Annotated in this window: 23 protein-coding genes; 13 read left to right on the top strand and 10 right to left on the bottom strand. The window is 59.1% G+C overall.

What is annotated here, in order from left to right; genetic code table 11:
- The 3 genes from B2M20_RS08270 to B2M20_RS08285 all read left to right on the top strand — a co-directional run.
- Positions 1-229 (top strand): BA14K family protein (locus B2M20_RS08270; RefSeq protein ID WP_139372866.1); only part of this gene is annotated, 229 nt, incomplete at its 5' end.
- Positions 230-938: 709 nt separating this feature from the next.
- The gene (locus B2M20_RS08275; RefSeq protein ID WP_079446581.1) at positions 939-4,682 is read left to right on the top strand and encodes a vitamin B12-dependent ribonucleotide reductase; all 3,744 of its coding nucleotides are present in this window, start codon (positions 939-941) and stop codon (positions 4,680-4,682) included.
- A gap of 634 nt (positions 4,683-5,316) precedes the next feature.
- Positions 5,317-6,195, top strand: a complete 879-nt coding sequence (locus B2M20_RS08285) for a P63C domain-containing protein (RefSeq protein WP_079446583.1) — start codon at positions 5,317-5,319, stop codon at positions 6,193-6,195.
- 200 nt (positions 6,196-6,395) lie between these two features.
- Here B2M20_RS08285 and B2M20_RS19495 read toward each other — a convergent pair whose 3' ends face one another.
- From B2M20_RS19495 to B2M20_RS08295, 3 genes are all read right to left on the bottom strand, one after another.
- Positions 6,396-6,551: a hypothetical protein gene (locus tag B2M20_RS19495; protein WP_158081515.1), complete on the bottom strand. Its 156-nt coding sequence runs from the start codon at positions 6,549-6,551 to the stop codon at positions 6,396-6,398.
- Between the two features lie 162 nt (positions 6,552-6,713).
- Positions 6,714-7,109: a hypothetical protein gene (locus B2M20_RS08290; protein WP_087881139.1), complete on the bottom strand. Its 396-nt coding sequence runs from the start codon at positions 7,107-7,109 to the stop codon at positions 6,714-6,716.
- Between the two features lie 31 nt (positions 7,110-7,140).
- Positions 7,141-7,938, bottom strand: coding sequence for an HVA1 family protein (locus B2M20_RS08295; protein ID WP_079446584.1), 798 nt, complete (start codon positions 7,936-7,938; stop codon positions 7,141-7,143).
- Between the two features lie 173 nt (positions 7,939-8,111).
- On the opposite strand from B2M20_RS08295, the gene yghU reads away from it, so the two are divergent.
- From yghU to B2M20_RS08325, 6 genes are all read left to right on the top strand, one after another.
- Positions 8,112-8,984 carry a glutathione-dependent disulfide-bond oxidoreductase gene (gene yghU, locus B2M20_RS08300; protein WP_079446585.1) on the top strand — a complete coding sequence of 291 codons (873 nt, stop codon included), beginning with the start codon at positions 8,112-8,114 and terminating at the stop codon, positions 8,982-8,984.
- A gap of 48 nt (positions 8,985-9,032) precedes the next feature.
- Entirely contained in the window at positions 9,033-9,713 is a 681-nt protein-coding gene (gene fabG, locus B2M20_RS08305) for a 3-oxoacyl-ACP reductase FabG (protein ID WP_079446586.1), read from the top strand.
- Positions 9,714-9,876: 163 nt separating this feature from the next.
- Positions 9,877-10,404, top strand: coding sequence for a bifunctional 3-hydroxydecanoyl-ACP dehydratase/trans-2-decenoyl-ACP isomerase (fabA, locus tag B2M20_RS08310; protein ID WP_079446587.1), 528 nt, complete (start codon positions 9,877-9,879; stop codon positions 10,402-10,404).
- Positions 10,405-10,453: 49 nt separating this feature from the next.
- On the top strand, positions 10,454-11,131 hold the full coding sequence (locus B2M20_RS08315; protein ID WP_079446588.1) for a DUF2161 domain-containing phosphodiesterase: 678 nt from the start codon (positions 10,454-10,456) through the stop codon (positions 11,129-11,131).
- Positions 11,132-11,467: 336 nt separating this feature from the next.
- Positions 11,468-11,767, top strand: coding sequence for a hypothetical protein (locus tag B2M20_RS08320; protein ID WP_079446589.1), 300 nt, complete (start codon positions 11,468-11,470; stop codon positions 11,765-11,767).
- Positions 11,768-11,894: 127 nt separating this feature from the next.
- Positions 11,895-12,140: a DUF6719 family protein gene (locus B2M20_RS08325; protein WP_079446590.1), complete on the top strand. Its 246-nt coding sequence runs from the start codon at positions 11,895-11,897 to the stop codon at positions 12,138-12,140.
- Between the two features lie 42 nt (positions 12,141-12,182).
- On the opposite strand, the gene B2M20_RS08330 is transcribed toward B2M20_RS08325, so the two are convergent.
- Complete coding sequence (locus B2M20_RS08330; protein ID WP_079446591.1) at positions 12,183-12,743, bottom strand: CreA family protein; 561 nt, start codon at positions 12,741-12,743, stop codon at positions 12,183-12,185.
- Between the two features lie 202 nt (positions 12,744-12,945).
- Between B2M20_RS08330 and B2M20_RS08335 the strand changes: the two genes are divergently transcribed.
- From B2M20_RS08335 to B2M20_RS08345, 3 genes are all read left to right on the top strand, one after another.
- Complete coding sequence (locus B2M20_RS08335) at positions 12,946-14,394, top strand: L,D-transpeptidase (protein ID WP_244553468.1); 1,449 nt, start codon at positions 12,946-12,948, stop codon at positions 14,392-14,394.
- A gap of 180 nt (positions 14,395-14,574) precedes the next feature.
- A complete protein-coding gene (locus tag B2M20_RS08340) occupies positions 14,575-15,504 on the top strand; it encodes a polysaccharide deacetylase family protein (RefSeq protein WP_079446611.1) in 930 nt (309 codons plus the stop codon).
- 23 nt (positions 15,505-15,527) lie between these two features.
- On the top strand, positions 15,528-16,076 hold the full coding sequence (locus tag B2M20_RS08345) for a dihydrofolate reductase family protein (RefSeq protein ID WP_079446592.1): 549 nt from the start codon (positions 15,528-15,530) through the stop codon (positions 16,074-16,076).
- 175 nt (positions 16,077-16,251) lie between these two features.
- Here the strand turns inward: B2M20_RS08345 and B2M20_RS08350 are convergent, their stop codons facing one another.
- From B2M20_RS08350 to aspS, 5 genes are all read right to left on the bottom strand, one after another.
- Positions 16,252-16,608 (bottom strand): hypothetical protein, encoded by a 357-nt coding sequence (locus B2M20_RS08350; RefSeq protein ID WP_420799275.1) that lies wholly within the window; start codon positions 16,606-16,608, stop codon positions 16,252-16,254.
- A gap of 120 nt (positions 16,609-16,728) precedes the next feature.
- Positions 16,729-17,355 (bottom strand): helix-turn-helix domain-containing protein, encoded by a 627-nt coding sequence (locus B2M20_RS08355; RefSeq protein WP_079446613.1) that lies wholly within the window; start codon positions 17,353-17,355, stop codon positions 16,729-16,731.
- A gap of 76 nt (positions 17,356-17,431) precedes the next feature.
- Positions 17,432-17,776: a hypothetical protein gene (locus tag B2M20_RS08360; RefSeq protein ID WP_139372867.1), complete on the bottom strand. Its 345-nt coding sequence runs from the start codon at positions 17,774-17,776 to the stop codon at positions 17,432-17,434.
- Positions 17,777-17,872: 96 nt separating this feature from the next.
- On the bottom strand, positions 17,873-20,155 hold the full coding sequence (locus B2M20_RS08365) for an NADP-dependent malic enzyme (protein WP_079446614.1): 2,283 nt from the start codon (positions 20,153-20,155) through the stop codon (positions 17,873-17,875).
- 189 nt (positions 20,156-20,344) lie between these two features.
- Positions 20,345-22,117 carry an aspartate--tRNA ligase gene (gene aspS, locus B2M20_RS08370; RefSeq protein ID WP_079446594.1) on the bottom strand — a complete coding sequence of 591 codons (1,773 nt, stop codon included), beginning with the start codon at positions 22,115-22,117 and terminating at the stop codon, positions 20,345-20,347.
- Positions 22,118-22,504: 387 nt separating this feature from the next.
- Here aspS and rnd point away from each other — a divergent pair, with 387 nt between their 5' ends.
- Positions 22,505-23,653, top strand: coding sequence for a ribonuclease D (gene rnd, locus B2M20_RS08375; RefSeq protein ID WP_079446615.1), 1,149 nt, complete (start codon positions 22,505-22,507; stop codon positions 23,651-23,653).
- A gap of 40 nt (positions 23,654-23,693) precedes the next feature.
- On the opposite strand, the gene B2M20_RS08380 is transcribed toward rnd, so the two are convergent.
- Positions 23,694-25,004: a hemolysin family protein gene (locus tag B2M20_RS08380; RefSeq protein ID WP_079446595.1), complete on the bottom strand. Its 1,311-nt coding sequence runs from the start codon at positions 25,002-25,004 to the stop codon at positions 23,694-23,696.
- Positions 25,005-25,008 lie beyond the last annotated feature (4 nt).

Genomic DNA, 25,008 nt, shown 5'->3' on the forward strand with positions numbered 1-25,008 from the left:
AGGTTGGGGTTGGGGCGGTGGTTGGGGATCGCCTTATTACTCGTACTCTTCCCCCTACTACGGCTCCCCATATTACGGCGATGACGATTATTACGATGATGGTCCCACCGCGGTCCAAAGCAACGGCTCTGGCAGGGATGCCTCCTACTGCCAGCAACGGTTCAAATCATACGATGTGCGTTCCGGAACCTATTTGGGCCACGACGGCAAACGCCATCGCTGTCCGTAACTAGCTTGCCCCCTTCATGGGCCCCGTCAGGAGCGGTGCCAAAAGCACCGCTCCTTTTTCTTTTATCTTCTTCGCTTTGCCGTTCCCGGCACACCTTAGCTATTTATCCGCTGAACGGTTGGTCGCGCGTAGCGAGTCGCGTCTCTGAAGCAACCCCTCGCGTGCAATAAATAGCTGTCTTGTGAACAGCGGGCGAAATTCGTCGGTGGGACGACATCAGAGACTTTTTCCGTTTCGGAATCCGTGAACACTCACCGATACTTGAAGTCATCCAAGGCGCGATTCGACCCTTGGTTTTCCCTTCTTTCCACCATATTTAGTATTTGATTCAAGAATCTGCACTAGTCCTTGACGTGCGCAAGGGAGTCGTCCTAGCTTAGATTTCGGTTGGCGCGAGTATGTTTCGGGTTCCGCCGGTCGCTCCTGAAAGGTTCCAGAATGGGCACTTCGTCCGCCGGTTTGGGCAGCGGAGCGCGGACGTGTCTGCGCTGAGCCGAGGTGTCAGGAACACCAAAAACCAGATCGAAACTGGCGCAAATGGGGATGTGAGGCGTTGAGTCCGAGATAGCCACGGGCCGCAGGTCCTCTGGTCGGAATCGGACTTCCAAACAGGGCCGGAACCACTGGCCGAACTGCGGGCGCAAGAGTCCGCGAATGGAAACCGCCAACGCCGCCGAAGCGGTGACGGACAGTTACGGGGCACGAAACAATGCGATTCGAACGGCGCTATACCAGGGACGGTCAATCACCCTATGCCGGGATCGATTTCCGGCTGACCACGAGCGAGATCCGTAATCCGGATGGCTCCGTGGTGTTTCGCCTCGAGAATGTGGAGGTGCCGGAACCGTGGTCGCAGGTCGCTTCCGATGTGCTGGCGCAGAAATATTTCAGGAAAGCCGGCGTCGCGGCGCGCCTCAAGAAGGTCGAGGAGGAAACGGTCCCTTCATGGCTGTGGCGTTCGGTCCCTGATACCGACGCGCTCGGCGCCCTCCCCGAGAACGAACGCATCGTCGGTGAAACCTCGGCCAAGCAGGTGTTCGATCGGCTCAGTGGATGCTGGACCTATTGGGGCTGGAAGGGCGGTTACTTCACCTCTGAAGAGGACGCGCGGGCTTTCAACGACGAACTGCGCTACATGCTGGCGCGCCAGATGGTGGCGCCGAACTCGCCGCAGTGGTTCAACACCGGCCTGCACTGGGCGTATGGCATCGACGGCCCCGGCCAGGGCCACTACTACGTCGACTTCAAGACCGGCAAGCTGACCAAGTCGAAGTCGTCATACGAGCACCCGCAGCCGCATGCCTGCTTCATCCAGGGCATCGAGGATGACCTCGTCAACGAAGGCGGCATTATGGACCTGTGGGTGCGCGAGGCGCGCCTGTTCAAATACGGCTCCGGCACCGGCTCCAACTTCTCGCGCCTGCGCGGCGAAGGCGAACGTCTCTCGGGCGGCGGCCGTTCCAGCGGCCTGATGAGTTTCCTCAAGATCGGCGACCGCGCCGCGGGCGCCATCAAGAGCGGCGGCACCACGCGCCGCGCCGCCAAGATGGTGGTGGTCGACGCCGATCATCCGGACATCGAGCAGTATATCGATTGGAAGGTGAAAGAGGAGCAGAAGGTCGCCGCTCTCGTCACCGGCTCCAGGATCAACCAGAAGCACCTCAAGGCGGTGATGCGCGCCTGCGTCAACTGCGAGGGCTCGGGTGACGATTGCTTTGTGCCGGAGAAGAACCCGGCGCTGCGCCGTGAGATCAAGCTCGCCCGCCGTGCGTTGGTCCCTGACAATTACATCAAGCGCGTCATTCAGTTCGCGCGACAAGGCTACAAGGAGATCGACTTCCCGGTCTTTGACACCGACTGGGATTCGGAGGCTTATCTCACCGTCTCCGGCCAGAATTCCAACAACTCGGTGTCGCTGAAGGACAACTTCCTGCGCGCGGTCGAGACCGACGGCGACTGGAATCTGATCGGCCGCACCACCGGAAAAGTGACGAAGACGCTGAAGGCGCGCGACCTCTGGGAGAAGATCGGCTTCGCCGCATGGGCCTCGGCCGATCCCGGCCTGCACTTCAACACCACGATGAACGACTGGCACACCTGCAAGGCATCCGGCGATATCCGTGCATCGAATCCGTGCTCGGAATACATGTTTCTCGACGATACCGCCTGCAACCTCGCCTCCGCCAACCTGATGACGTTCCACGACACCGCCTCGAAGCAGTTCGATGTCGATGCCTATGAGCACACCGTTCGTCTCTGGATCGTCGTGCTGGAAATCTCGGTGCTGATGGCGCAGTTCCCGTCCAAGGCGATCGCGGAGCTGTCTTACGAATTCCGCACGCTGGGTCTCGGCTTCGCCAACATCGGCGGCCTCCTGATGACCATGGGCCTGTCCTATGACTCGAAGGAAGGCCGCGCACTGTGCGGCGCGCTGACCGCGATCATGACCGGTATCGCCTACAAGACCTCCGCCGAGATGGCCGGCGAGCTCGGCGTCTTTCCCGGCCACAAGAAGAACGCTGGCCACATGCTGCGCGTGATCCGCAATCACCGCCGCGCCGCGCACGGTCAATCCAACGGCTATGAAGCGCTCGCGGTGAATCCGGTGCCGCTCGACCATGCCTCCTGCCCGCAAGCGGACCTGATCGCCCACGCGACCAGGGCGTGGGACGATGCGCTCGCGCTCGGCGAGCAGCACGGCTACCGCAACGCGCAGGTCACCGTGGTGGCGCCGACCGGCACGATCGGTCTGGTCATGGACTGCGATACCACCGGCATTGAGCCCGACTTCGCGCTGGTGAAATTCAAGAAGCTTGCCGGCGGCGGCTACTGGAAGATCATCAATCGCGCGGTGCCGGAGGCGCTGCGCGCGCTCGGCTATCGCGAGAGCGAGATCGCCGAGATCGAGGCCTATGCGGTTGGTCACGGCTCGCTGTCCAACGCGCCGGGTATCAACGTCTCCACCCTGAAGGCCAAGGGTTTCACCGACGAGGCCATTGCCAAGGTGGAGAAGGCGCTGCCGACCGCGTTCGACATCAAGTTCGCCTTTAATAAATGGACGTTTGGCGAAGACTTCATCCGTGACACGCTCGGCGTTGATACCGACGCCCTCGCCTCGCCGACCTTCGACCTGCTCACGGCGATCGGTTTCAGCAGGCGCGAAATTGAAGCCGCCAACGTGCACATCTGCGGCGCGATGACGGTGGAAGGCGCGCCGCACCTCAGGGCCGAACACTATCCGGTGTTCGACTGCGCCAACCCCTGCGGCAAGATCGGCAAGCGCTATCTCTCGGTCGAAAGCCACATCCGCATGATGGCGGCCTCGCAACCGTTCATCTCGGGCGCGATCTCGAAAACCATCAACATGCCGAACGACGCCACGGTAGAGGACTGCAAGTCGGCCTACCTGCTGTCGTGGAAGCTCGCGCTGAAGGCCAATGCGCTCTATCGCGACGGATCGAAACTGTCCCAGCCGCTCAACTCGCAGCTCATCGCCGATGATGACGGTGACGACGACGCGATCGAGGCGCTGATGGACAAGCCGATGGCCGCGCGCGCCACGCAGGTGGCGGAGAAGGTCGTCGAGAAATTGGTGGAGCGCATCGTCGTACTGCGCGAGCGCGAGAAGATGCCGGACCGCCGCAAGGGCTACACCCAGAAGGCTGTCGTCGGCGGGCATAAGGTCTATTTGCGCACCGGCGAATATGACGACGGCCGCCTGGGCGAAATCTTCATCGACATGCACAAGGAAGGCGCGGCGCTACGCTCCTTCATCAATAACTTCGCCATCGCGGTTTCGCTCGGCCTGCAATACGGCGTTCCGCTGGAGGAATATGTCGACGCCTTCACTTTCACTCGCTTCGAGCCGGCGGGACCAGTGCAGGGCAACGACTCGATCAAGTACGCGACCTCGATCCTCGACTACGTGTTCCGCGAACTCGCGGTCAGCTACATGAGCCGCTACGACCTCGCCCACGTCGATCCGTCGGAGACCGGCTTTGACGCACTCGGCAAGGGTGTGGCCGAAGGCAAGACGCCGGAAGGCCAGCATGCCACCCGCTACGTGTCGAAGGGCCTGACCCGCTCGCGGACCGATAATCTTGTCGTCATGCGCGGCGGTTCACCCTCCTCCCTCGCGGGAGAGAGTCGGAGCGGAGGGGCCAACGTCACCGCCCTCTCCTCCTCGCGCGTGGGCGACACGCTCGAAGGTGCAACCGCGCTGAAGCAGGAGACCGAGCACGACCTCTCGCCGACCGAGCGGCTGGAACAGCAGCAAAGAAGCAAGGCCGCCGCCGCGCATGCAACCGCACCGACCAAGGCCGAGCGCCGCGCCGAAGCGAAAGCAAGAGGCTATGAGGGTGAGATGTGCTCGGAGTGCGGCAACTTCACCTTGGTGCGCAACGGCACCTGCATGAAGTGCGATACGTGCGGAAGCACGACGGGGTGTTCGTGAACGAAGGGCATCGGTTGTCGTCGGCGGTGATGCGGACGATAAAAAAATAAGGGTCGCTAGTGAGAGCGGCCCTCCATCATAGGTCGATTGAAGATGGGGATAAGTGGGCTGCGATAAGGCCGAATCCGTCGATATATTCTAAGAATGGGTAGAATTGATTCGTTCGCTCGAAATACCAATGCCGAGGTAAACCTCGGCATTGGTATCCGTGAAGCACTGTTGAGGTACTTACGGGGGCATCGAGAAAGCAGAAGCTTCCTCTCAGTAGCAAGAGCAGTTAAGCGATTCTGCAGTCCGGCGTCCAGCGGAGCCTCAACGTTTTCCAACGCCCAATGGGCAGAAAACGAGACAAATGGCTAAATACGACAGGAACTCAGGCAAAGCTTGGACGGCCGGCGAGGTAAAACAACTCCGCCAAGAAGCAAAAGGTAATACGCCAACGCGCGTGATCGGGCTGCACCTCGGTCGCACGGAGACCGCTGTGCGAGCGAAAGCTTCGGAGAACGGGATTTCACTCAAACCAACGAACCAATCCCCGTATAACCGCAAATAGTATTGGGGACGGCTGCAAGCCGTCCCTTTCAAATTTAACCTGTCACTGAAGGCAAGATGCTAATCTTAAAGGATTGACCACATGGAATCTGTTTCTGTGAAGTATGGTTCTCCCGACAATCCACTTAAGCTTGGCGATATCACCATCGAATGTTACGTACTCGAAGACGGAGAAAGAGTTCTTCTATATTCAGACATTCAGAGCGCGATGGGGTTTGCCAGTGGCGGCTCAATGGTCGCGGGGAAAAATCGACTTGAGTTGTTTGCGTCCCGCAACCGTATTGCTCAGAACATTCCGCGACATATACAACTTAAGCTCGAATCTCCGATTGAAATCAAAAAGCCAAGTGGAGCAAAAGCCTATGCTCTTCCTGCGGAGGTCCTACCCGCATTGTGCGAAGCTGTTGTGGCAGCAGCACGCATGGGAGTTCTGCAAGAGCAACAGCTCTTTATTGCTCATCAATGTGAGGTGCTGCTGAGTGGATTGTCTCGCGTTGGCATTATCGCGCTTGTTGATGAAGCGACTGGGTATCAAAGATATCGCGAAGAGCAGGCTCTTCAGAAGATTCTAGACGCATATATTTTACCGGAACACCGTCCTTGGATGAAGGCCGTGCCTGTCGAATTTTTCCAAGAGATGTTTAGGGTGTTCGGCTGGCAACATAAGGCAGGCAATCGCGGTCCAAGGTACGCAGGCAAGCTTGTCCGCAATCTAATCTATCGTCATCTACCAAAACCTGTCCTGCCCAAGCTTGATGAGATGAATCCCTCCTTGCCCAACTACCAGCGCAAATACCGGCATCACCAACTTCTAACTGAAGGATTTGGCTTAGAGCACTTTCGTTCTCAAATGAGCGGAGTCATGGCACTCTTACGCGCGTCCAACAATCGTAACGAATTTAATCGACTTTATTTGCGAGCCTACGGCGGCCAACTCGATCTTGATCTCGGCGATGGCTAGCCAGCATCAGGCGGAGTAGCGCAACGTAGTCCGCCGCACTTCTTCCTCGATGGCGTGATGGCGGGTTACGCCTCCGGCTGACTCGCCCTGCGGTTGGACAACTGCCCTTGGGCAAACCCATTCCAAGCTTGATTGGCTCACGTCCAACCATGGCAAAGGCGCGTCGGTGCGCAGACAACCTCACAAGCCCAGCAGCCTCATCAAATGCCGAGCTGTTTGATAACCACCAACCCGGCGAAGAAAGCAACCAGCAGGACTGCGCCGCCTATCACGTAGATGTTCTTGCGGCGTTTGCTCATATTCGGCGCCCCGTTGTATTCTCGCGTCGAGCTGCGCCATTCCCGAAAATCATTCATTGTTCGTACCTTTGTTGTCTCGGCCCGTAAGCCCCGTGCATCGTCAGCGCCTAGAGTCTGTTTCAACTGCGTTGAATCAGACTCGTCGCTTATCCTTTTGTTTGAGCATGATCTTTTCCGAAAACCGGTTTCCACTTTTCGGGATCATGCTCTAGCGCACACTCACCCGCAGGTCCACACCGGTCCGATCGGCGTCTGCGTCCAGCACGGGCCGATGCTGCCGCCGTTGTAGCGGCCGCGATAGAATCCGGGCCGGCCGAAATAATACGGTGTGCCATACCAGTAATAGTGCGGCGTCGGCCCGATATACCAATGACGCTGCTCACGGCGCGCATTGCGTAGCACCGATGCCTCCTGCTTGAACAGCGGAGCCGCGTTGTTCAGCGGCTGATGATACCCCGGCAGAAAGCCGTAGGTGTGCGGGGGATGCGGGTGTTTTCCATGTCGGTGCGCCGCCTCCGCGGAAACCCACGGCAGCGGCAGAAGGAGGATGACAATCGATAAACACAGGAGGCGCGACATGAGCCGATCATAAGCATTCGGCGGCGGCGTAACCATTCAAATCCTCGAACGCCGCGCCGTTGTGTCCTCACCTGCCCGCGTGCTCAAGCGCGCTGCCCTTGCGGGCTGCGATGCGACCGGTCTTGTTGCTTTTGATTTTATATTGCGGATCGTCTTCGGATGCGCGGCGGGTGTGGCCCTTGTCATCCTCTCCCCACAGCCTGAACCCGCCCTCGAACGCATCGGCATTATCGCCACGGCGCGATTTCGGCGGCAGCTTGTCGAGATGCGCGACATTGCCGCCGCCGATCAGCACCTCGTCCGGTTCGAGCGCGGCCGTGAGTTGCATCACGATATCGGTGACGTGCTTGCGCCATTTCTTGTTGCCGCGGCGTTGCCGTCCGGCCTCACCCGCGTAGTCCTCGTAGGTCTTTCCTTTGCGATATGGCAGGTGGCCCAATTCCATCGGCTCCAGTTCGCCATCTACAATCATCGCCGAGCCAAGCCCGGTGCCGAGCCCCAGAAACAGCATCCGCCCGCCGCGATATCCGCCGAGCGCCTGCATCAGCGCGTCGTTGACGACCTTGGCCGGTTTGCCGAACGCCTTTTGAAAGTCGAAGCCCTTCCACCCCTCGCCGAGATTGAAGGGCTCGCGCAGCGGGCGATTGCCGCAGATCGGGCCGGGATAGCCGATCGAAATGACGTCGTAGGACCAATCCTTCGTCAGCGCCTTGACCTTGCGCACCATCTGCTTTGCCGTGAGATCGGGGCCAGATTCGAATTCGCGTTTGATGCGGTCCTTGCTGGTCATCATTTTGACGTGGGACCCCCCGATGTCGATCGCGAGAATGGCTCGGTTCATCTGGCTGGAGCGTGCTGATTTCATTGTTCGTCCTCAAAACACCTGATGCACGCCAGCGTTCCTTCCAGGATGCCGATCAAATGCGACAGAGCTTTCCAGTTGCGTCCACCGCTTGCGGCCGTTCGCATTCAGGCCTAACTAGCTGCGGTATCCTGCCTTTTTTCCTTAGCATACTCGCTCTTCCGGAGTGCCTCTTGATGACCGACGCCCCCTACACGCCGCCCAAAGTCTGGACCTTTGACAAGGAGAATGGCGGCAGATTCGCGTCCGTCAACCGTCCGACCGCAGGCGCGACTCACGAAAAGGTGCTGCCCGTCGGCAAACACCCCTTTCAACTTTATTCGCGAGGAACGCCGAACGGCCAGAAGGTCACGATCATGTTCGAGGAGCTGCTCGCGCGCGGGCATCCAGGCGCGGAGTATGACGCGTGGCTGATCCAGATCGACGGCGAGCAGTTCGGCTCGGGCTTTGTCGAGGTCAATCCGAATTCGAAGATACCGGCCCTGATTGACCGCTCGAGACCCGAGCCGCTCCGCGTGTTCGAGTCCGGCGCGATCCTCCTGCATCTTGCGGAAAAGTTCCGCGATTTCATTCCGAGGGCAACGGCGGCGCGCGCGGAATGCCTGTCCTGGCTATTCTGGCAGATGGGCAGCGCGCCCTATCTCGGCGGCGGCTTCGGGCATTTCTACAACTATGCGCCGGAGAAAATCGAATACGCCATCAATCGCTTCGCGATGGAAACGAAGCGGCAAATGGACGTGCTGGACCGGCGGCTCAAGGACAATGAATATCTTGCCGGTACTGAATATACCATCGCCGACATCGCGGTGTGGCCATGGTATGGCGGCCTGGCCGAGGGCAGGCTCTACGGCGACAGTGCCACCTTCCTCGACGTCCAAAGCTACAAGAACGTGCAACGCTGGACCGCGCAGATCGCCGCTCGGCCTGCGGTGAAGCGCGGCCGCATCGTCAACCGCACATCCGGTGATCCCGCAAGCCAGCTTCACGAGCGTCACGACGCCTCCGACTTCACCACCCGGACGCAGGACAAGCTCGTGAAGCAGGGTTGACGCCCTGCCCTCCTCATCTACAGCCAATCCGAGCTGGAGGCTCCTTCAATGCATGGAAAGGTCATCGTCATCACTGGATGCTCCGGCGCACTTGGCAAGGTCGTCGCGGACGCCGCCATCGCGCGCGGCTCCAAGGTGGCCGGCATCGACCGCGCTGCTGTAAACGGCGGTGCTACCGCTGACCGGATCGAGTTCGACGGCGTCGATCTGACCGACCCAGAACAAGCCTTGCGGGCCGTGGATGCGGCGGCTGCGCATTTCGGCCGGCTAGATGCCCTCGTCAATATCGCCGGTGCATTCGCGTTCGAAACTATCGCGGACGGCGACTCCAAAACATGGCAGCACCTCTACGCGATCAACGTGACGACCGCGCTGAACACCTCGCGGGCCGCGATCCCGCATCTGGTTGCATCCGGCGCCGGACGTATCGTCAACATCGGCGCGACCGGAGCATTACAGGCCGGCGCTGGCATGGGCGCCTATGCTGCGTCGAAAGCGGCCGTGCATCGGCTGACCGAAGCGCTTGCCTCCGAGTTGAAAGGCAAGGTGACCGTCAATGCCGTCCTGCCCTCGACGATCGACACGCCAGCCAACCGCAGGGACATGCCCAAAGCGGATTTCGCGACGTGGGTGACGGCGCAGGAACTAGCGAATGTCATTCTGTTTCTGGCAAGCGATGCGGCAAGCGGAGTCACCGGCGCGCTACTACCGGTGCGTGGACGCGTCTGAACGCGACCTTCTCCTCTTGCAAACGGTCTAACCGGGTTTTTAGTAACCTACGGTTCTTCGACTCTTGCATTTCTCTTGTGGCGTGTAATTATGGCAGTTATGCTATCTATGGTAGCGACGATAAGAAGTTCCCAGCCCTAGGGTTTTCTACAGGGATCAGCAGATGCCTGGCCGCAGCAGCTATTCCTACGAGGATTTGCTGGCTTGCGGCCGTGGCGAGATGTTCGGTCCTGGCGAACCCAAACTGCCATTACCGCCGATGCTGATGTTCGATCGCATCACGGAAATCACGGAAGGCGGCGGAAAATACAGGCGCGGACTGGTGCGCGCTGAGCTCGATATCAAACCGGACCTCTGGTTCTTCCAATGCCACTTTCAGAACGATCCGGTGATGCCCGGCTGTCTTGGTCTCGATGGGCTTTGGCAGATGGTGGGATTTTATCTGGTCTGGCTTGGCCGCGACCGGAATGTGAAAGCTCGTGCCCTCGGTCTCGGCGATTTGAAATTTGCAGGTCAGATTCTGCCGCATGCGCGCAGGCTTTCCTACACGGTGGACATCAAACGGGTGAGGCGTTCGAGGCTGGTGATGGCAATTGCCGACGGCACGGTAAGCGTTGACGGCGATATGATCTATTGTGCCAAAGATCTTCGGCTCGGCCTGTTCAAAAGCCTTCCAGGGTCGCCGACTTAGCCGACCGACTGATAAGATCCGGGCCGTTGAGTCGGCCTGAGCGTGCAACGTGGAAACCTCGCTTTATCTTCCGGTCAAACGTCATCTTGAAAGCCTTGGCTTCACTGTTAAGGGCGAAGTCGGCGGCTGCGATCTGGTTGCGCTCAGCGGCGATGATCCGCCGATCGTCGTGATCGGCGAGCTGAAACTGAGTTTCAATCTGGAACTCATTCTTCAAGGCGTCGAGCGCGCAGGCGCATGCGATGAGGTCTGGCTTGCCGCCAGGCTGTCGATGAACGGCAAGGGACGCGAGAGCGACGCGCGCTATCGGAACCTGTGCCGGCGGCTAGGGTTCGGAATGCTCGGGGTGACACACCAAGGGAGCGTTGAAGTGCTGGTGGCGCCCTCCGCTGTCAGTCCGCGCCGCAATCCCAAGAAGCGCTCTCGGCTGGTCATAGAGCACCAACGCCGCAAGGGCGATCCAGTTGCCGGCGGCAGCACGCGGACGCCGATCATGACAGCGTATCGCCAGCAGGCACTGGTTTGCGCAGCCGCAATGGCTACCGGTCCATGCCGCGTGCGGGATCTCAGAGTGGAAGCTCCGGATGCCGGAAAAATCCTCCTTCACAATGTCTATGGATGGTTCGACCGCATTGAGCGTGGAATTTATGCCTTGACCGACGCCGGCAGAACCGCGCTGAAGCGATGGCCTCAGGGGCCATCCGAAGTAGTACCGATCGCCGAATAACCCCCGGGCAAGTCAGAACCCCATGCAGGGTCTTTAAGGCAAAGCGCGGCTGCATGTCGCATGTTGCTTTATGCGCAACTTGGCAATGTGCAAAGCGCGTCAAAATGCATAGCTGTTTTGCCACTTTAGATCCCGTATGAGTGCATACCGAGTCTCCTGACCTAAAGCAGGATGAGGTTTGATTGTACTTTCCGCTTCTTTTTGAATCGAAAAGTGCGGATGCCGGAGACAATGGTTCGAAGAACCGTCGTTCTTTGAACGACCACGGTCATGTCGCGTTGAGGCGTTTCACGTCAATTTTCATGGGCTGAGTTTGCCCAACCATTGAGGCGAACGATGAGCGAAGGCTGGCATACAAAATTTGGCATCCGGCGGGTTCGCCACGATCCTCCCACGTTGGAGGAAGCCATCTTCGCGGCCATGGGGATCACCGACGATCTCGACTCGCAGGCGGAGATTGCGGCATCGCTGATTGGAATGCCGTTCGATGTCGTTCACGCAGAGGTCAAGAAGACCGCTCGTGCTGTTACGCGGTCGCCTACGACGCGCGTGATTGCGGGTGAGCAGGGCGCGTTGCGCTCGGTCGTGGTCGAGCGCCGCGTAGTTCGCAGATTTGCCAACGACAGGCGATTATGACGCGAGTCGAGTCGAGATTAGCTTAGCTGCAAACCGCACTATTCTTCCGACTGCCTGCTGACGTTCTTCGCAGCGCTGAAAATCGTGTTACGAGAATGCGAATTGTCGCTGCTAAGAAGGATACCAGATGCCGAAAAGTTGCGACCTGCTTTTTTTGATAGTTGTCACACTGAGCATTGCGGCGCCCGCCGCACACGCTTCGCAAGTTGCGCGAGAGACCGACGTCGTCAATCTGCGGCTGGGCGAACGCATTCTTGTCGATGATGGATCTTGTCCGGCGGGGCAGATTAAGGAAATCTCCGGTACGAAACTGACCCCGGCCGGCGTTGTTCCGGCACGCAAGTGCATATCGCGGGTCGGCTCAAAGCGGTGAATGCGTACCTCCGTCGCATTAACATCGCCTTCGAACGTGACTCTAATCGGAAATGAAATCCCCGCATTTCTGGATGGTGGTGTCCGAAGCGCCCCAGGGCATGATCGGTACTGAGGACGTCGAATTCTGTGGCGAGCCCTCGATCACTCGGTCGGAATAAACCATATAGACCAGCACGTTTCGTTTTGCGTCACAGCCCCGCACGATCTGCATCTTCTTGAACAGCAGCGAGCGCCGCTGCCGGAACATGTCTTCGCCCTGCTTCATCTTTTCCTTGAAGCGAATCGGCCCCATCTGGCGACACGACAGCGAAATATCCGAGACTTCCTCCGCCACTCCAAGCCACCCCTTGATGCCGCCCTTCTCGGGTAACGTGAAATGGCAAGCAACGCCTTCGATCTCAGGATCATCGACGCCATACGTCGCAAGCTTGTCATTCGGTGTCAGCAGCTTGAAAACCGTCGAGCGACGAAAGATCAGATCGGGCTCGTCTGCTGCATGGGCGTATGTTCCGGCGAACACCGCCACCGTAAGGACGATGAAGGCCAAAAAGGTCCGAGCCGTTCGGCGCTTCTCATCATGAATCTGAGCTCGAAATGTCATCAGGTAGCTCCGTTTGCTGAGTCCGACCTATGTAAGTTCTTCAAGTTCCCGAGAAAAGATCTCGACCGCCGAGCGAGCCGAGAATTAGATTCGTGTGAAGGATTTTGCATTATTTAAAGGAAGCCAGCCGGAAAACCGACACAGACCGGTAGGAAGTGAAGTCGGAAGCGCTAAATCTGAACCATGATTCGAGGACAAAGGCGTGAGTGAATATCTGTCCTTCCTGCGCACGATGCGGTGGACCGCCAATGTTCCCTCGGTTTGCGTGGGTACATATCCTTGGTCGGTACGCCTCGGGATTGGACTGCTGATCGCCGTCCTGACCGGACTTGTATCACCCGCGCGCAGCCAGATCTTCTGGCAGGACGATTATCCGGACTTTTTTAACGAAGGATCTCCCCCGCCGCCCGTCACGAGGCCGCAGGCGCATGGAGCTAAACATCGCCGGCTCCCAAAGCCAGAATCGGCGGCTAAAGTCACGCGGAAGCCAAATGGCCCCATCATCATTGCCATTTCAATCCGGCGGCAAATGCTCAAGATCTATGACGCCAACGGCTTTTTCGCCGAAACCCCGGTGTCGACTGGAATGAGCGGCCACGGAACTCCAATGGGTGTTTTCAGCGTCATTCAAAAGCAAAAATGGCATCGCTCGAATATCTACAGCGGCGCGCCAATGCCCTACATGCAACGCATCACCTGGTCTGGCATCGCGATGCACGCGGGCGCGCTTCCAGGTTATCCTGCGTCGCACGGATGCATCCGAATGCCCTTGGACTTCGCAGTGAAGATGTGGAATTGGACCAGGATCGGCGCTCGAGTCATCATCACTCCTGACGAGGTGACGCCCGCTGATTTTTCGCACCCTGTGCTGATAAGCCGTCGGCCAGAGCCCGTGCCGGCCGAGGTGAAAGCCGACGCCAACGCCGCGATGTCGCAAGTCAAAGTTTCATCGCTTACATCCGGTTTGCCTGCGACCGGTGGATCCATCACTGCGACGCCTGAGGCGGCGGCCGCCGAGCCGATCAAGGGAGATTCAGGCAACACGGGGGACACCGACGTCACGGTAACGGCGGCGGCCAACCCTGTCAGCGATACGGTGGTTTCCCCCGCCGAAATCCCCGCAGGGTCGGAGGATCAACCGCAAACCTCTCCTGCGAGTGCGGAGAAGGCTGAACTCGCGGCGATCTCCGCACTGAAGCGGAGCGGACGGATCGCGGTCTTTGTCAGCGGCAAGGACAGCAAGATCTATGTGCGGCAGAACTTTACGCCGATATTCGATGCTCCCATCACGATCGCCGCGAGCGATCGGCCTTTGGGAACACACGTGTTCACCGCGGAAGTCGCCAAGGACAGCAAGGCTGACTTCCGCTGGTCGGTCGTGTCGCTCCCGGCGCTGGAGCGTCGCGCCGACCGAGTTCACGTTCTCAAAGGTCGGTCCGGCCAGAAAACGACCGTGGTCAACGCAACGGTCAGGCCGACCCCTGTTCCGGATAGCGCCACCGACGCGTTGAACCGCATCTCCATCCCTGAGAACGTCATGGCGCAAATCGCTATTGCCTTTTCAACGGGAGACTCCATCATTGTCTCCGATCAGAGTATTGCAGGCAGCGAAACCGGTGAAGGCACCGACTTCATCGTCGGGCTGCGATAAAGTGGCGGTTCAATTGCTCGGGCTTTCGCTCGGCGCTATTGCCATGGTCGCGTACACGGCGGTATCAGAGGAAGCAGCCCAACTGGGGATAAATGCCGTTTCCGTGGAAGGGGTCGTCTGTAGCTGCGCTAGAATGAGAAAGCGGGCGATTCAACCGCGATAACCTTTGAGGTGATCGAGATGCGCATGACGACAGGGCTGATCTTTGCAGGCGCGGTTTCGTTGTGTGCGACCACGGTCGCCTGGTCGCAGACGCCCGCACCCAAGGGAGTCCAGAATGCGGCCGCGCCGGTTCCCGCGCGGGCAAGCGGAGTGCAGGTCGCCTGTAACGGAAGCCCCGACGCACTCGGTGTTGCCCGCGTGGTCCAAATTGATACGACCGGTGGTCCTGGCTTCGGATTCGAGCATTTCAAGCAACTCGACTTCCTGCGCGACAAGGAAGTGGTGCTGACGTTTGATGATGGTCCGTGGCCCGGAAATACGCCTGCCGTGCTGAAGGCGCTTGCCGATCAGTGCACCACCGGAATCTTCTTCTCGATCGGCAAGCACGCGACCTACCATCCCGAGATCCTGCGGAATGTCGCCGCCGCCGGACACACGGTCGGCTCGCACACATGGTCGCACGCTAATCTCAACAACAAGAAGCTGTCCGAGGCGCAGCGCAAGGACGAGATCGAGAAGGGATTCAGCGCCGTCAAATGGGCGCTTGAGGCTGCTCCTGCCCCGTTTTTCCGTTTCCCTGCGCTACAGCATCCGCCAGAGATGGTGACCTACCTTGGCGAGCGCAATATCGCGATCTTTTCCTGCGACGTCGACTCATTCGACTTCAAGTCGCACAAGGCTCAACAGGTGGTCGACAACATCTTCAAGAAGCTCGACAAGGTCGGCAAGGGTATCATTTTGATGCACGACTTCCAGAAGCATACCGCCGAGGCGCTGCCGGAGGTTTTGCGCAGGCTGAAGGCCGGTGGATACAAAGTCGTGCAGATGAAGGCAAAGGCGCCGATCGAGACGCTCGCGCAATACGACGAGGAACTGAAGAAGGATACCAAGCTGCCGACCGTGAGTTCCCGGCCGGTCAACAGCGTCGTCCAGACGATCTCCGAATAACGCGCGACGATCCGGAAAGGCTTATGCTTCGCATCGAGGGCTATGTCATCGTGTCGGCGGACGGAATGCTCGCCGATGCGAGCCATGTGATGCCGCAAGCGCTGAAATTCAGGGGCGATCTTGAGTTTTTCACCGCAGGACTGGATCATGCGGACGTCGTCGTTCATGGACGCAATTCGTTCGAGGATCAGCCCAACTCGCCGCTGCGCAAAAGGGTTAGACTAACCCGCCGCGTAGCCGCTCTTGAACGTGATCCCGAAAACGAAAAGGCTACCTTATGGAATCCCGCTGGCGCGTCGTTCGAGGACGCCTGCGCTCATGCCGGAGTGCGCGACGGAGTGGCCGCGATCATCGGTGGACCTTCAGTATTCGAAATGTTTCTCGATCGTTATGATACGTTCTGGCTGTCGGAAGCTCCGCACGTGAGGTTACCCGGAGGCGAAGGCTGCTTTCCCGGCGTCCCCGATAGTTCTCCTCAAGCTGTGTTGGCGGCACATGGACTTCAGCCTAGCGAGGTCCGGATTCTCGATGCGGAGAACGACGTTCGCGTTACAGCATGGCGCCGCGTTTGACAGAGTAGATTTCCCGCAAGACGCTTCATCCTCTCAGTGGCCGGGCTTGTCTAACATTACGGAGGAGCTGCCGTTATCATAGCGGACCCGGCTACTGTATTGGAGAGTCCGGCACCTTATTGGAGGAAAGCGAACAGCGCGAACAATCTCTAATTGAGGCTCAAGTTAGGATTATCTACCATCTGGCTCGATAGTTAGAGATCATTCGCCTCTTGAAGGGATAGAAAATGAATCCAGCCATGCAGATGATGATGCCCATGATGGGCGGCGCGGCGCCCATGATGATGAATGGCATGATGCCGATGGGCGGCATGATGCCAATGAACGGTATGATGGCGATGCCGACCATGATGTGCCAGATGACTTGCACAATGACGGCCAATGGCATGACTTGCGAGATGACACCCATGGACGCGTCGATGAAGGACATGTTCATGCAGTGCTGCCAAAACATGATGAACATGGCGAACAACGGCATGCCCATGATGATGTGTTGCGGCGGGATGGCGATGATGTGCGTCATGCCGGCCAAGGCAGCCTGACGATATCGAACGGTCCGGTTGAGTTCGAACAAGGGCTGGCTGATCCTGCCCTTGTTTTTGTTTCAGGCTGGGCGAGTGGTGGCCGTAAATATCGCGGGGTTGTGCCAGCGTCAGCCGATCATCTGCGCATAGGTCATCACGAGATACAGAACTGCCTCGTCTGTGCCGAGATTGCGGTATGCGTGCGGAACGTCCGCCTCGAACAGCATGGCGTCTCCCTCTCTCAGAGTCGTTGGCCGCGCCGATCCGACGGCGATTTCGACAGACCCTTTGGCAACGACCAGATTCTCGCGTGTCCCTGCCGCATGAGCTTCGGCGTTTTCGCAATAGAGTGGAGCGAGCCGGAGTTCATAGAACTCAGTTCGTCGTTCGCTATCGAACGGAAACAGAGCCCGGGAGGTGAACTGTCCCTGATTGGATGACAACAGTTTCGATCCATCGCGCCGCAGAACGATGATTCCTTCGGGATTGCCAATGGCGATCAGGCTAGCGAACGGAACGGTGAGCGAGGTGCATATTTTCCAAAGCAGACCGATGGTCGGCGTGCTCTTGCCCGTTTCGATCTGGCCAAGCATAGCGCGGCTCACGCCCGATTGCTTGGCCAACCGCTCAAGCGACAAGCCTTGCCGTAACCGGATGCGGCGCAAATTCTTTCCGACAATCACCGGCAGTTCAATGCAATCCAGACCGCCTCCATCGCCTTGATGGTAAATCTGGCTCGTGTCTAGTTTGCTCATGCGATGATCGGGCTGGACTCCGTAGATCTGGGCCTTGATATCCATGTTTGGAACCCAACGAAGACGACAGGCACCGTCAGCCACATAAACGGAAGAACGAACGGGATGTTGAATTGGCTGGCCGATGACAGACCACAAGCCTCTCCGGATTTCGCTGCGCGCCTGCGCCGCTCCAGATAAGGTTGAAAATCAATGATAGCGGCACTGCTTTTTCCCACGGCTTCACCATTTCAAATGCATTGATCGAGAGTCGTTTCACCATATGTTGGCGAAGCGGAGTGATCCTCACAATCGGCAGCAAAAGAAAACGATAAACTTCGCAGAATGCGCCGTCTTGCGACAGAGTCATTCTGAGCAATGCAACCGTAGAAGTTAATATCACCCACGTCAGCACACACGAACGGGCGGCACAAATGAGCATTCCGCTCGCATTCGTGTGGCGGTCATCTGGCCTCTCCGGGAATACTGAAGCTTCGCAACCTCATCCTCCTCGGATTAAACCGCTTAACGCACGCACCTAAGAGCGGATCGCGCGCTCTTGCGCCTCGACCACCGCAATGGCTGTCATGTTGAGGATCCCGCGCGCCGTCACTGACGGGGTCAAAATGTGGGCGGGATGCGCGGGACCGATCAGGATAGGTCCGACAAGCAGGCCGCTGCCGAGCACCTTGATCATCTGATAGGCGGCGTTCGCTGCATCGAGGTTGGGCAGAATTAGAACGTTGGCGACGCCGGTTAACCGAGAATGCGGCAAGATCAGTTGTCGTGCGGACTCCGACAAGGCGGTATCGCCCTGCATTTCACCGTCAGCCTCGATATCGGGATGACGGGCGATGAACAGTTCGGTCGCTCGACGCGCCTTGCGCGAGGATTCCGTATCGTAGCTGCCGAAATCGGAATGCGACACGAAAGCGATCTTCGGCGTGATGTTGAAGCGCTGCACATGGACGGCAGCCTGGGATGCGATGTCCGCGAGTTCGTCAGCGGACGGGTTTGGGCGCACCTGCGTATCCGCGATGAAATAGGCGCCCTTGCCGGTGATCATCAGCGATAGCGCGGCGAAGTCGCTTGCCCCGGGCAGATACCCGATGATCTCCCGAATGTGCCGGAGGTGCCGCATATAGCTGCCTTCAACGCCGCACAGCATCGCATCGGCTTCGCCTCGCACCACCGCGAGCGCCGCTATTACGGTCGCATTGGTGCGGATCGTCGTCCGTGCGACGTCCGGCGTCGCGCCGTGCCGGCCGGCAACATCGATGTAGGACTGCACATATGCTCGGTAGCGGGGATCGTCCTCGGGGTTGATCAGATCGAAATCCCTGCCCGCCTTGATCGCGAGACCGAGACGCCTGAGACGCGTCTCCACCACGGACGGGCGACCGACCAGGATCGGGCGGGCCAGTTGCTCCTCAAGCACCTCTTGAGTGGCTCGCAGCACACGCAGATCCTCGCCCTCGGCGTAGATCACCCGAAACGGCTGCTTCTTTGCCTTCGCAAATACTGGTTTCATGACGAGGCCGGACCGGAAGGCAAAGCGTTCAAGCCGCGCGTGGTACTCGTCGAAATTCGTGATCGGCCGCGTCGCAACTCCCGAAGCCATGGCAGCCCTCGCGACGGCGGGCGCGATGCGCAGGATCAGGCGGGGGTCGAATGGACTGGGAATCAAAGAGCCCGGTCCGAAACCATGAGTTTCGCTGTCAAATCGGATAGCGGCGTCGGACGGCGGTTCGCGGGCTAGCCGGGCGATGGCATCGACAGCGGCTAGCTTCATATCCTCGTTGATCGCGGTGGCGCCGACGTCGAGAGCGCCGCGGAAGATAAAGGGAAAGCACAGGACGTTGTTCACCTGATTAGGAAAGTCGGAACGTCCAGTGCAGATCATGGCATCCGGCCGCGCCTTGCGCGCCTCGTCCGGCATGATTTCCGGAACAGGATTGGCGAGCGCCAGCACCAGGGGCTTATCCGCCATCTGCGCGACCATCTCCGGCGTCAACACGCCGCCGGCCGAGACGCCCAGAAACACATCCGCGCCCGCAATCGCTTCCGCCAGCTTGCGCTTGTCGGTCTTCTGCGAATAAACCGCTTTCCACTTGTCCATTCGGGTATTGCGGCCGTCGTAAACAACGCCGTCGATATCGCAAACCCAGATGTTTTTGCGCTGCGCGCCCATCGACACCAGCAGATTGAGACAGGCGATAGCGGCCGCCCCCGCGCCTGACGCGACGATCTTGACCTCTTCGAGCGCCTTGCCATTCAGCAACAGCGCGTTGGTGATGGCGGCAGCGACGATGATCGCGGTGCCGTGCTGGTCGTCATGAAAGACCGGAATCTTCATCCGGGCCTTCAGCCGCTCCTCGATTTCGAAGCACTCGGGCCCCTTGATGTCCTCAAGGTTGATTCCGCCGAAGGTCGGCTCCAGCGCCGCGACCGTCTCCACCACGCGCTCGATGGTATCGGCAGCGATCTCGATATCGAACACGTCGATGCCGGCAAACTTCTTGAACAGGACCGCCTTGCCTTCCATGACGGGCTTGGAGGCGAGCGGCCCAATATTACCAAGACCGAGCACGGCTGTGCCGTTCGATACCACGGCGACTAGATTGGCCCGGCCGGTCAGCGTTGCGGCTTCCGCGGGATCGGCGACGATCTCCTCGCAGGCTGCCGCAACGCCCGGTGAATAGGCAAGCGCGAGGTCGCGCTGGTTGGCGAGCGGTTTTGTTGGCTGAATTTCGAGCTTGCCGGGACGCGGGTTGCGGTGGAACGACAGCGCGGCGGAGCGGAGATCTTCTGAATACGACACGGTAAACGCTCCCCGGAAGCTTCGGTCGGCCGGTTGGCGGAGCGGATCTGACAATAGCGCGCTACCGGCTGCCAGTCCCAAACACGAATGTCAAAATCCAAGCTTCGTCAGCAATTTGCCTGCGATTGCTCGATGCTACTCTCGCAGAGATGCCTGCGGAAAAGAGATGCCGAAGCTAGAATCGAACCGCTAGTCTTTTGGCAGATTGAGCCGGATATGAAGCTCGCGCAACTGCTTCGGAGCGACGTCTGATGGCGCGCTCATCAGCAGATCCTCGGCCTGCTGGTTCATCGGAAACAGGGAGATTTCGCGCAGGTTGGTGGTGCCGCAGAGCAGCATGACGATGCGGTCGACGCCGGCCGCCATGCCGCCATGCGGCGGTGCGCCGTATTGAAACGCGCGGTACATGCCGCCGAAGCGCTCGACGACCTCGGTCTCACCATAACCGGCGATCTCGAACGCCTTCACCATCGCTTCCGGCCTGTGATTACGAATGCCGCCGGAGGCGATCTCGTAGCCGTTGCAGGCGATGTCGTACTGGAACGCCTTGATCGTCAGCGGGTCCTGGGTGTTGAGCGCGTCGAGCCCGCCCTGCGGCATCGAGAATGGATTGTGCGAGAAGTCGACCTTTTTATCTTCTTCGTTGTACTCATACATCGGGAAGTCGACGATCCAGGCCAGCTCGAACCTGTCCTTGTCGATCAGGTTCAGTTCCTCGCCGAGTTTGGTGCGCGCGAGCCCTGCGAACTTCCAGAATTTTGCCGGATCGCCAGCAACGAAGAAGGCCGCATCGCCGGCTTTCAATTTAAGTGCCGCGCGAATGGTCCCGGTGCGCTCAGGCCCGATATTGTTGGCGAGCGGGCCTGCGCCCTCGCCGTCCTCGCGCCACATGATGTAGCCGAGGCCCGGCTGACCCTCGCCCTGCGCCCACGAATTCATGCGGTCGCAGAACGCCCGGCTGCCGCCGCCCGGCCCCGGAAGCGCCCAGACCTGGTTCTTCGAATCCTCCAGCATCCGAGCGAACACCTTGAAGCCCGAGCCGCGGAAATGCTCGGATACGTCCTGCATTTCCAGCGGATTGCGCAGGTCGGGCTTGTCGGTGCCGTACTTGCGTAGGCTTTCAGCAAACGGAATCCGCGGCCAGTTCTTTGTGACCGGCTTGCCCTTGGCGAACTCCTCGAACACGCCGGTGACAACCGGCTCAACCGCAGCAAAAACATCGTCTTGCTCGATGAAGCTCATTTCAAGATCGAGCTGGTAGAACTCGCCCGGCAGGCGGTCGGCGCGCGGGTCTTCGTCTCGGAAGCACGGCGCGATCTGAAAGTAGCGGTCGAAGCCGGACATCATCAAAAGCTGCTTATACTGCTGCGGCGCCTGCGGCAGCGCGTAGAACTTGCCAGGATGAATGCGGCTCGGCACCAGGAAGTCGCGTGCGCCTTCCGGCGAGGAGGCCGTCAGGATCGGGGTCTGGAACTCGAAGAAACCCTGTTCCTTCATGCGCCTGCGCATCGAATCGACGATGGCGCCGCGGGTCATGATGTTCTGATGCAGCTTCTCGCGACGAAGGTCGAGAAAACGGTACTTAAGCCTTATGTCTTCGGGGTATTCCTGCTCGCCGAATACCGGCAGCGGCAATTCGGCGGCAGGGCCGAGCACCTCGATTTCCGTAATATAGATTTCAACGCTACCGGTCGGCAGTTCCGGATTTTCGGTGCCTGCCGGACGGCGGCGCGCCTTGCCGTCGATCCGGACCACCCATTCGGAGCGTAGCTTTTCAGCGTCGGCGAAAGCCGGCGAGTCCGGATCGGCTACGCACTGGGTCAGCCCGTAATGATCGCGCAGGTCGATGAACAGCACCCCGCCGTGGTCGCGAATGCGATGGCACCAGCCGGACAGGCGGACCGTCTGGTCGATGTGGCTGTCGCGGAGCGCGCCGCAGGTATGGGACCGATAGCGATGCATGGAAATCCTGCAGGAATGCTTCAGAGGCGGAATCGGAGGCCGGACCGGGCCGAACGGTTGAGCGTCAGGGGTTTACCCGAGCGGAAGGAGCGCGGCAACCGGATGGCGGAACCTGAAAGAGCGGCTAGTGGTCCGATTCTAACATTCGCCCCCCTTTTTTGGACGCGGCTTCTTGCGAACGTTAGAATCGAAAGACCGTTAGCAAACATAAGATGTTAGGGGAGTTTTTGAGTTTGACGTTCGCGTCAGGGCGCACGTTCAAGTGGCTTGCGAATGTCAAATTCACTCTACTAAAAGCATTTTTTGACCGCAGAAGTCTGCAAAACCAAACGCAGTGCGCGCGGAAAGCGGGGCGACAAGGGCAAAGAGACGGGCTATGGAGCGTTCATGGACCTGATTACGACCACTGCGGAACTGACCTCCGTCTGCGCTCGCTTCGCCAAGTACCCGGTTATCACCGTCGATACGGAATTCCTCCGCGAGACCACCTATTATCCCCTGCTCTGCGTTATTCAGCTGGCGAGCTCCGACGAGGCCGTTGCGATCGACACTCTAGCAACGGGAATCGACCTGAAGCCTTTTTTCACGTTGATGTCGAACGAAAGCGTCCTGAAGGTCTTCCACGCCGCACGACAAGACATCGAAATTATCTGGCACCAGGCCGGCATCATTCCCCATCCCGTCTTCGACACACAGGTAGCTGCCATGGTGCTCGGATACGGCGATTCCATCGCCTATGACGCGCTGGTCGAACGCGTCACGGGGCATCGTCCGGACAAGACCCATCGATTCACCGACTGGTCGCGCCGGCCCCTGACGGCGGAACAACTCGAATACGCTGTAGCGGACGTCACCCATCTCCGCGACGTCTTTGCCGCTCTCGATGCCGATCTCAAGAAGCGTGGCCGCAGTGATTGGGTCAGCGAGGAGATGGAGGTTTTGACTTCGCCAAAAACCTATGACTTCCACCCCGAACGTGCATGGGAGCGATTGAAGACCCGCGTTCGCAAGCCGAAGGACCTCGCCATTTTGATGGAAGTGGCAGCATGGCGCGAACAGGAAGCCCAGAGTCGGAACATTCCGCGGTCGCGGGTGCTGAAAGACGACGCCGTCGGTGATATCGCGACCCACGCTCCCGCCAACCCGGAGCGGCTGGCGACGCTGCGCTCGCTGCCAAAAGGTTTTGAAAAATCCCAGTGGGGCGTCGATATCGTCGCGGCCGTCCAGCGCGGGCTCGCACGAGACCCGCACGCGCTGCCGAAGATCGAGAAACCGCGCAACAATTCGAACGGCGCTGCTACGGTGGAGCTTCTCAAGGTTCTCCTGCGCATGACGTCCGAGCGCCATGCCGTTGCGAGCAAGGTGATCGCGACCGTGGACGACCTGGAACGGATCGCAGCCGATGACGAGGCCGATGTCGGTGCGCTGCACGGCTGGCGGCGCGAACTGTTCGGCGAGACCGCCCTCGCGCTAAAGCACGGCAGGCTGGCTCTGGCGATCGAAAAGGGCCGGGTGTTGCTTGTGGAGCGAACTTAGAGCGTACCTCGAGTTTCGCACAACAAGTTCAGAACGCACATCACGGGACCGACCTCCGGGCTACCAGTTTGCTGATCCGCGGACCGTCCATTTCCATGATCCGGAACAACCATCCCTCCCAGGTAAACTCGTCACCGATAGCTGGTATTCGACCTAGCAGCTCAATCGCGCAGCCTGCCACGGTATGAAAGTCTCCATCGGGCTTGCGAGCGATGTTCAAGTGCATCATCGCTTCGTCAATCGGCATTTTTCCATTGATGATAAGCTGGCCGTTGTCGCCTTCCTGTATGTCCGCCTCCTCGCCGGCGTCCGGCAATTCTCCCGCAATGGACTCCAGAAGATCGGTACGAGTAATAATTCCCTGCAATGTGCCGTACTCATCAACGACAATGCCAACGCGAACGGGTTGCGCCTTGAAACGCTCGATAGCCTGCAGGATCGGCGTGAACTCCGCGAATACTAGTGGTTGTTGCAGAACCACGAGCGGATCAACTTCAGCGCCTTCAAGCGCCTGATCGAGCAAGTCCTGTTTTCGCAGCACGCCGACGATCTCGTCGATGCTCCCCTGCCCGATCACGACGTGCTCATACGGGCAGTCACGGACCACATTGAGAATTTCGTCCCGGTTGTCATTTGCGTCCGCCCAAACCACACTCGTCCGCGGCGTCATGATGTCGCTCACATCGCGACTCGTGAGACTGATGACCCGCTCGACGACTTCCCGCTGGGTTCGAGCAAGCAAGCCAGCTCGCTCAGTCTCTGCAACGAGAAGTCTGATCTCGTCAGGCGAATGAAGCGATTCCTTTTCGCTGGCTGCGCTGAGGCCGAACAAGCGCAAGACACCGTTGCCGAGCCCGTTCAATGACACGATTGCCGGCTTCAACAAAAACCCGAACAGGGAGAGCGGACGCACGATAATCAACGCAGTGGTCTCGGTTCGCTGCAAGGCCAGGCTTTTGGGAGCGAGCTCGCCAAGCACGATATGCAAAATCGTAATGATCGCGAAGGCGACGATAATAGCGATGGCGTGAGCGCCGATTTCGGCTCCGGTGCCGAATGGCAGTATCAACAGCGGCTCGATCAGGTGCGCCAACGCGGGCTCCCCGATCCAACCGAGGGCCAATGATGACAGCGTAATCCCGAGCTGGCATGCTGCGAGATTATAATCCAGGTGTTCGACCGCCTTCTGTAACGCACGGGCGTTTACACGTCCTGCAGCAACCAGTTGCGCGACGCGGCTGCGACGCATGGCCACCAGCGAAAATTCGGATGCGACGAAAAAACCATTCGCCACGACAAGAATGATGACTGAGAGAACTCCGGCTAGACTGGCTGAATTGCCATCACCCACAGCG

The organism is Nitrobacter vulgaris (assembly GCF_002028545.1).
Taxonomy (GTDB): Bacteria; Pseudomonadota; Alphaproteobacteria; order Rhizobiales; family Xanthobacteraceae; genus Nitrobacter; species Nitrobacter vulgaris.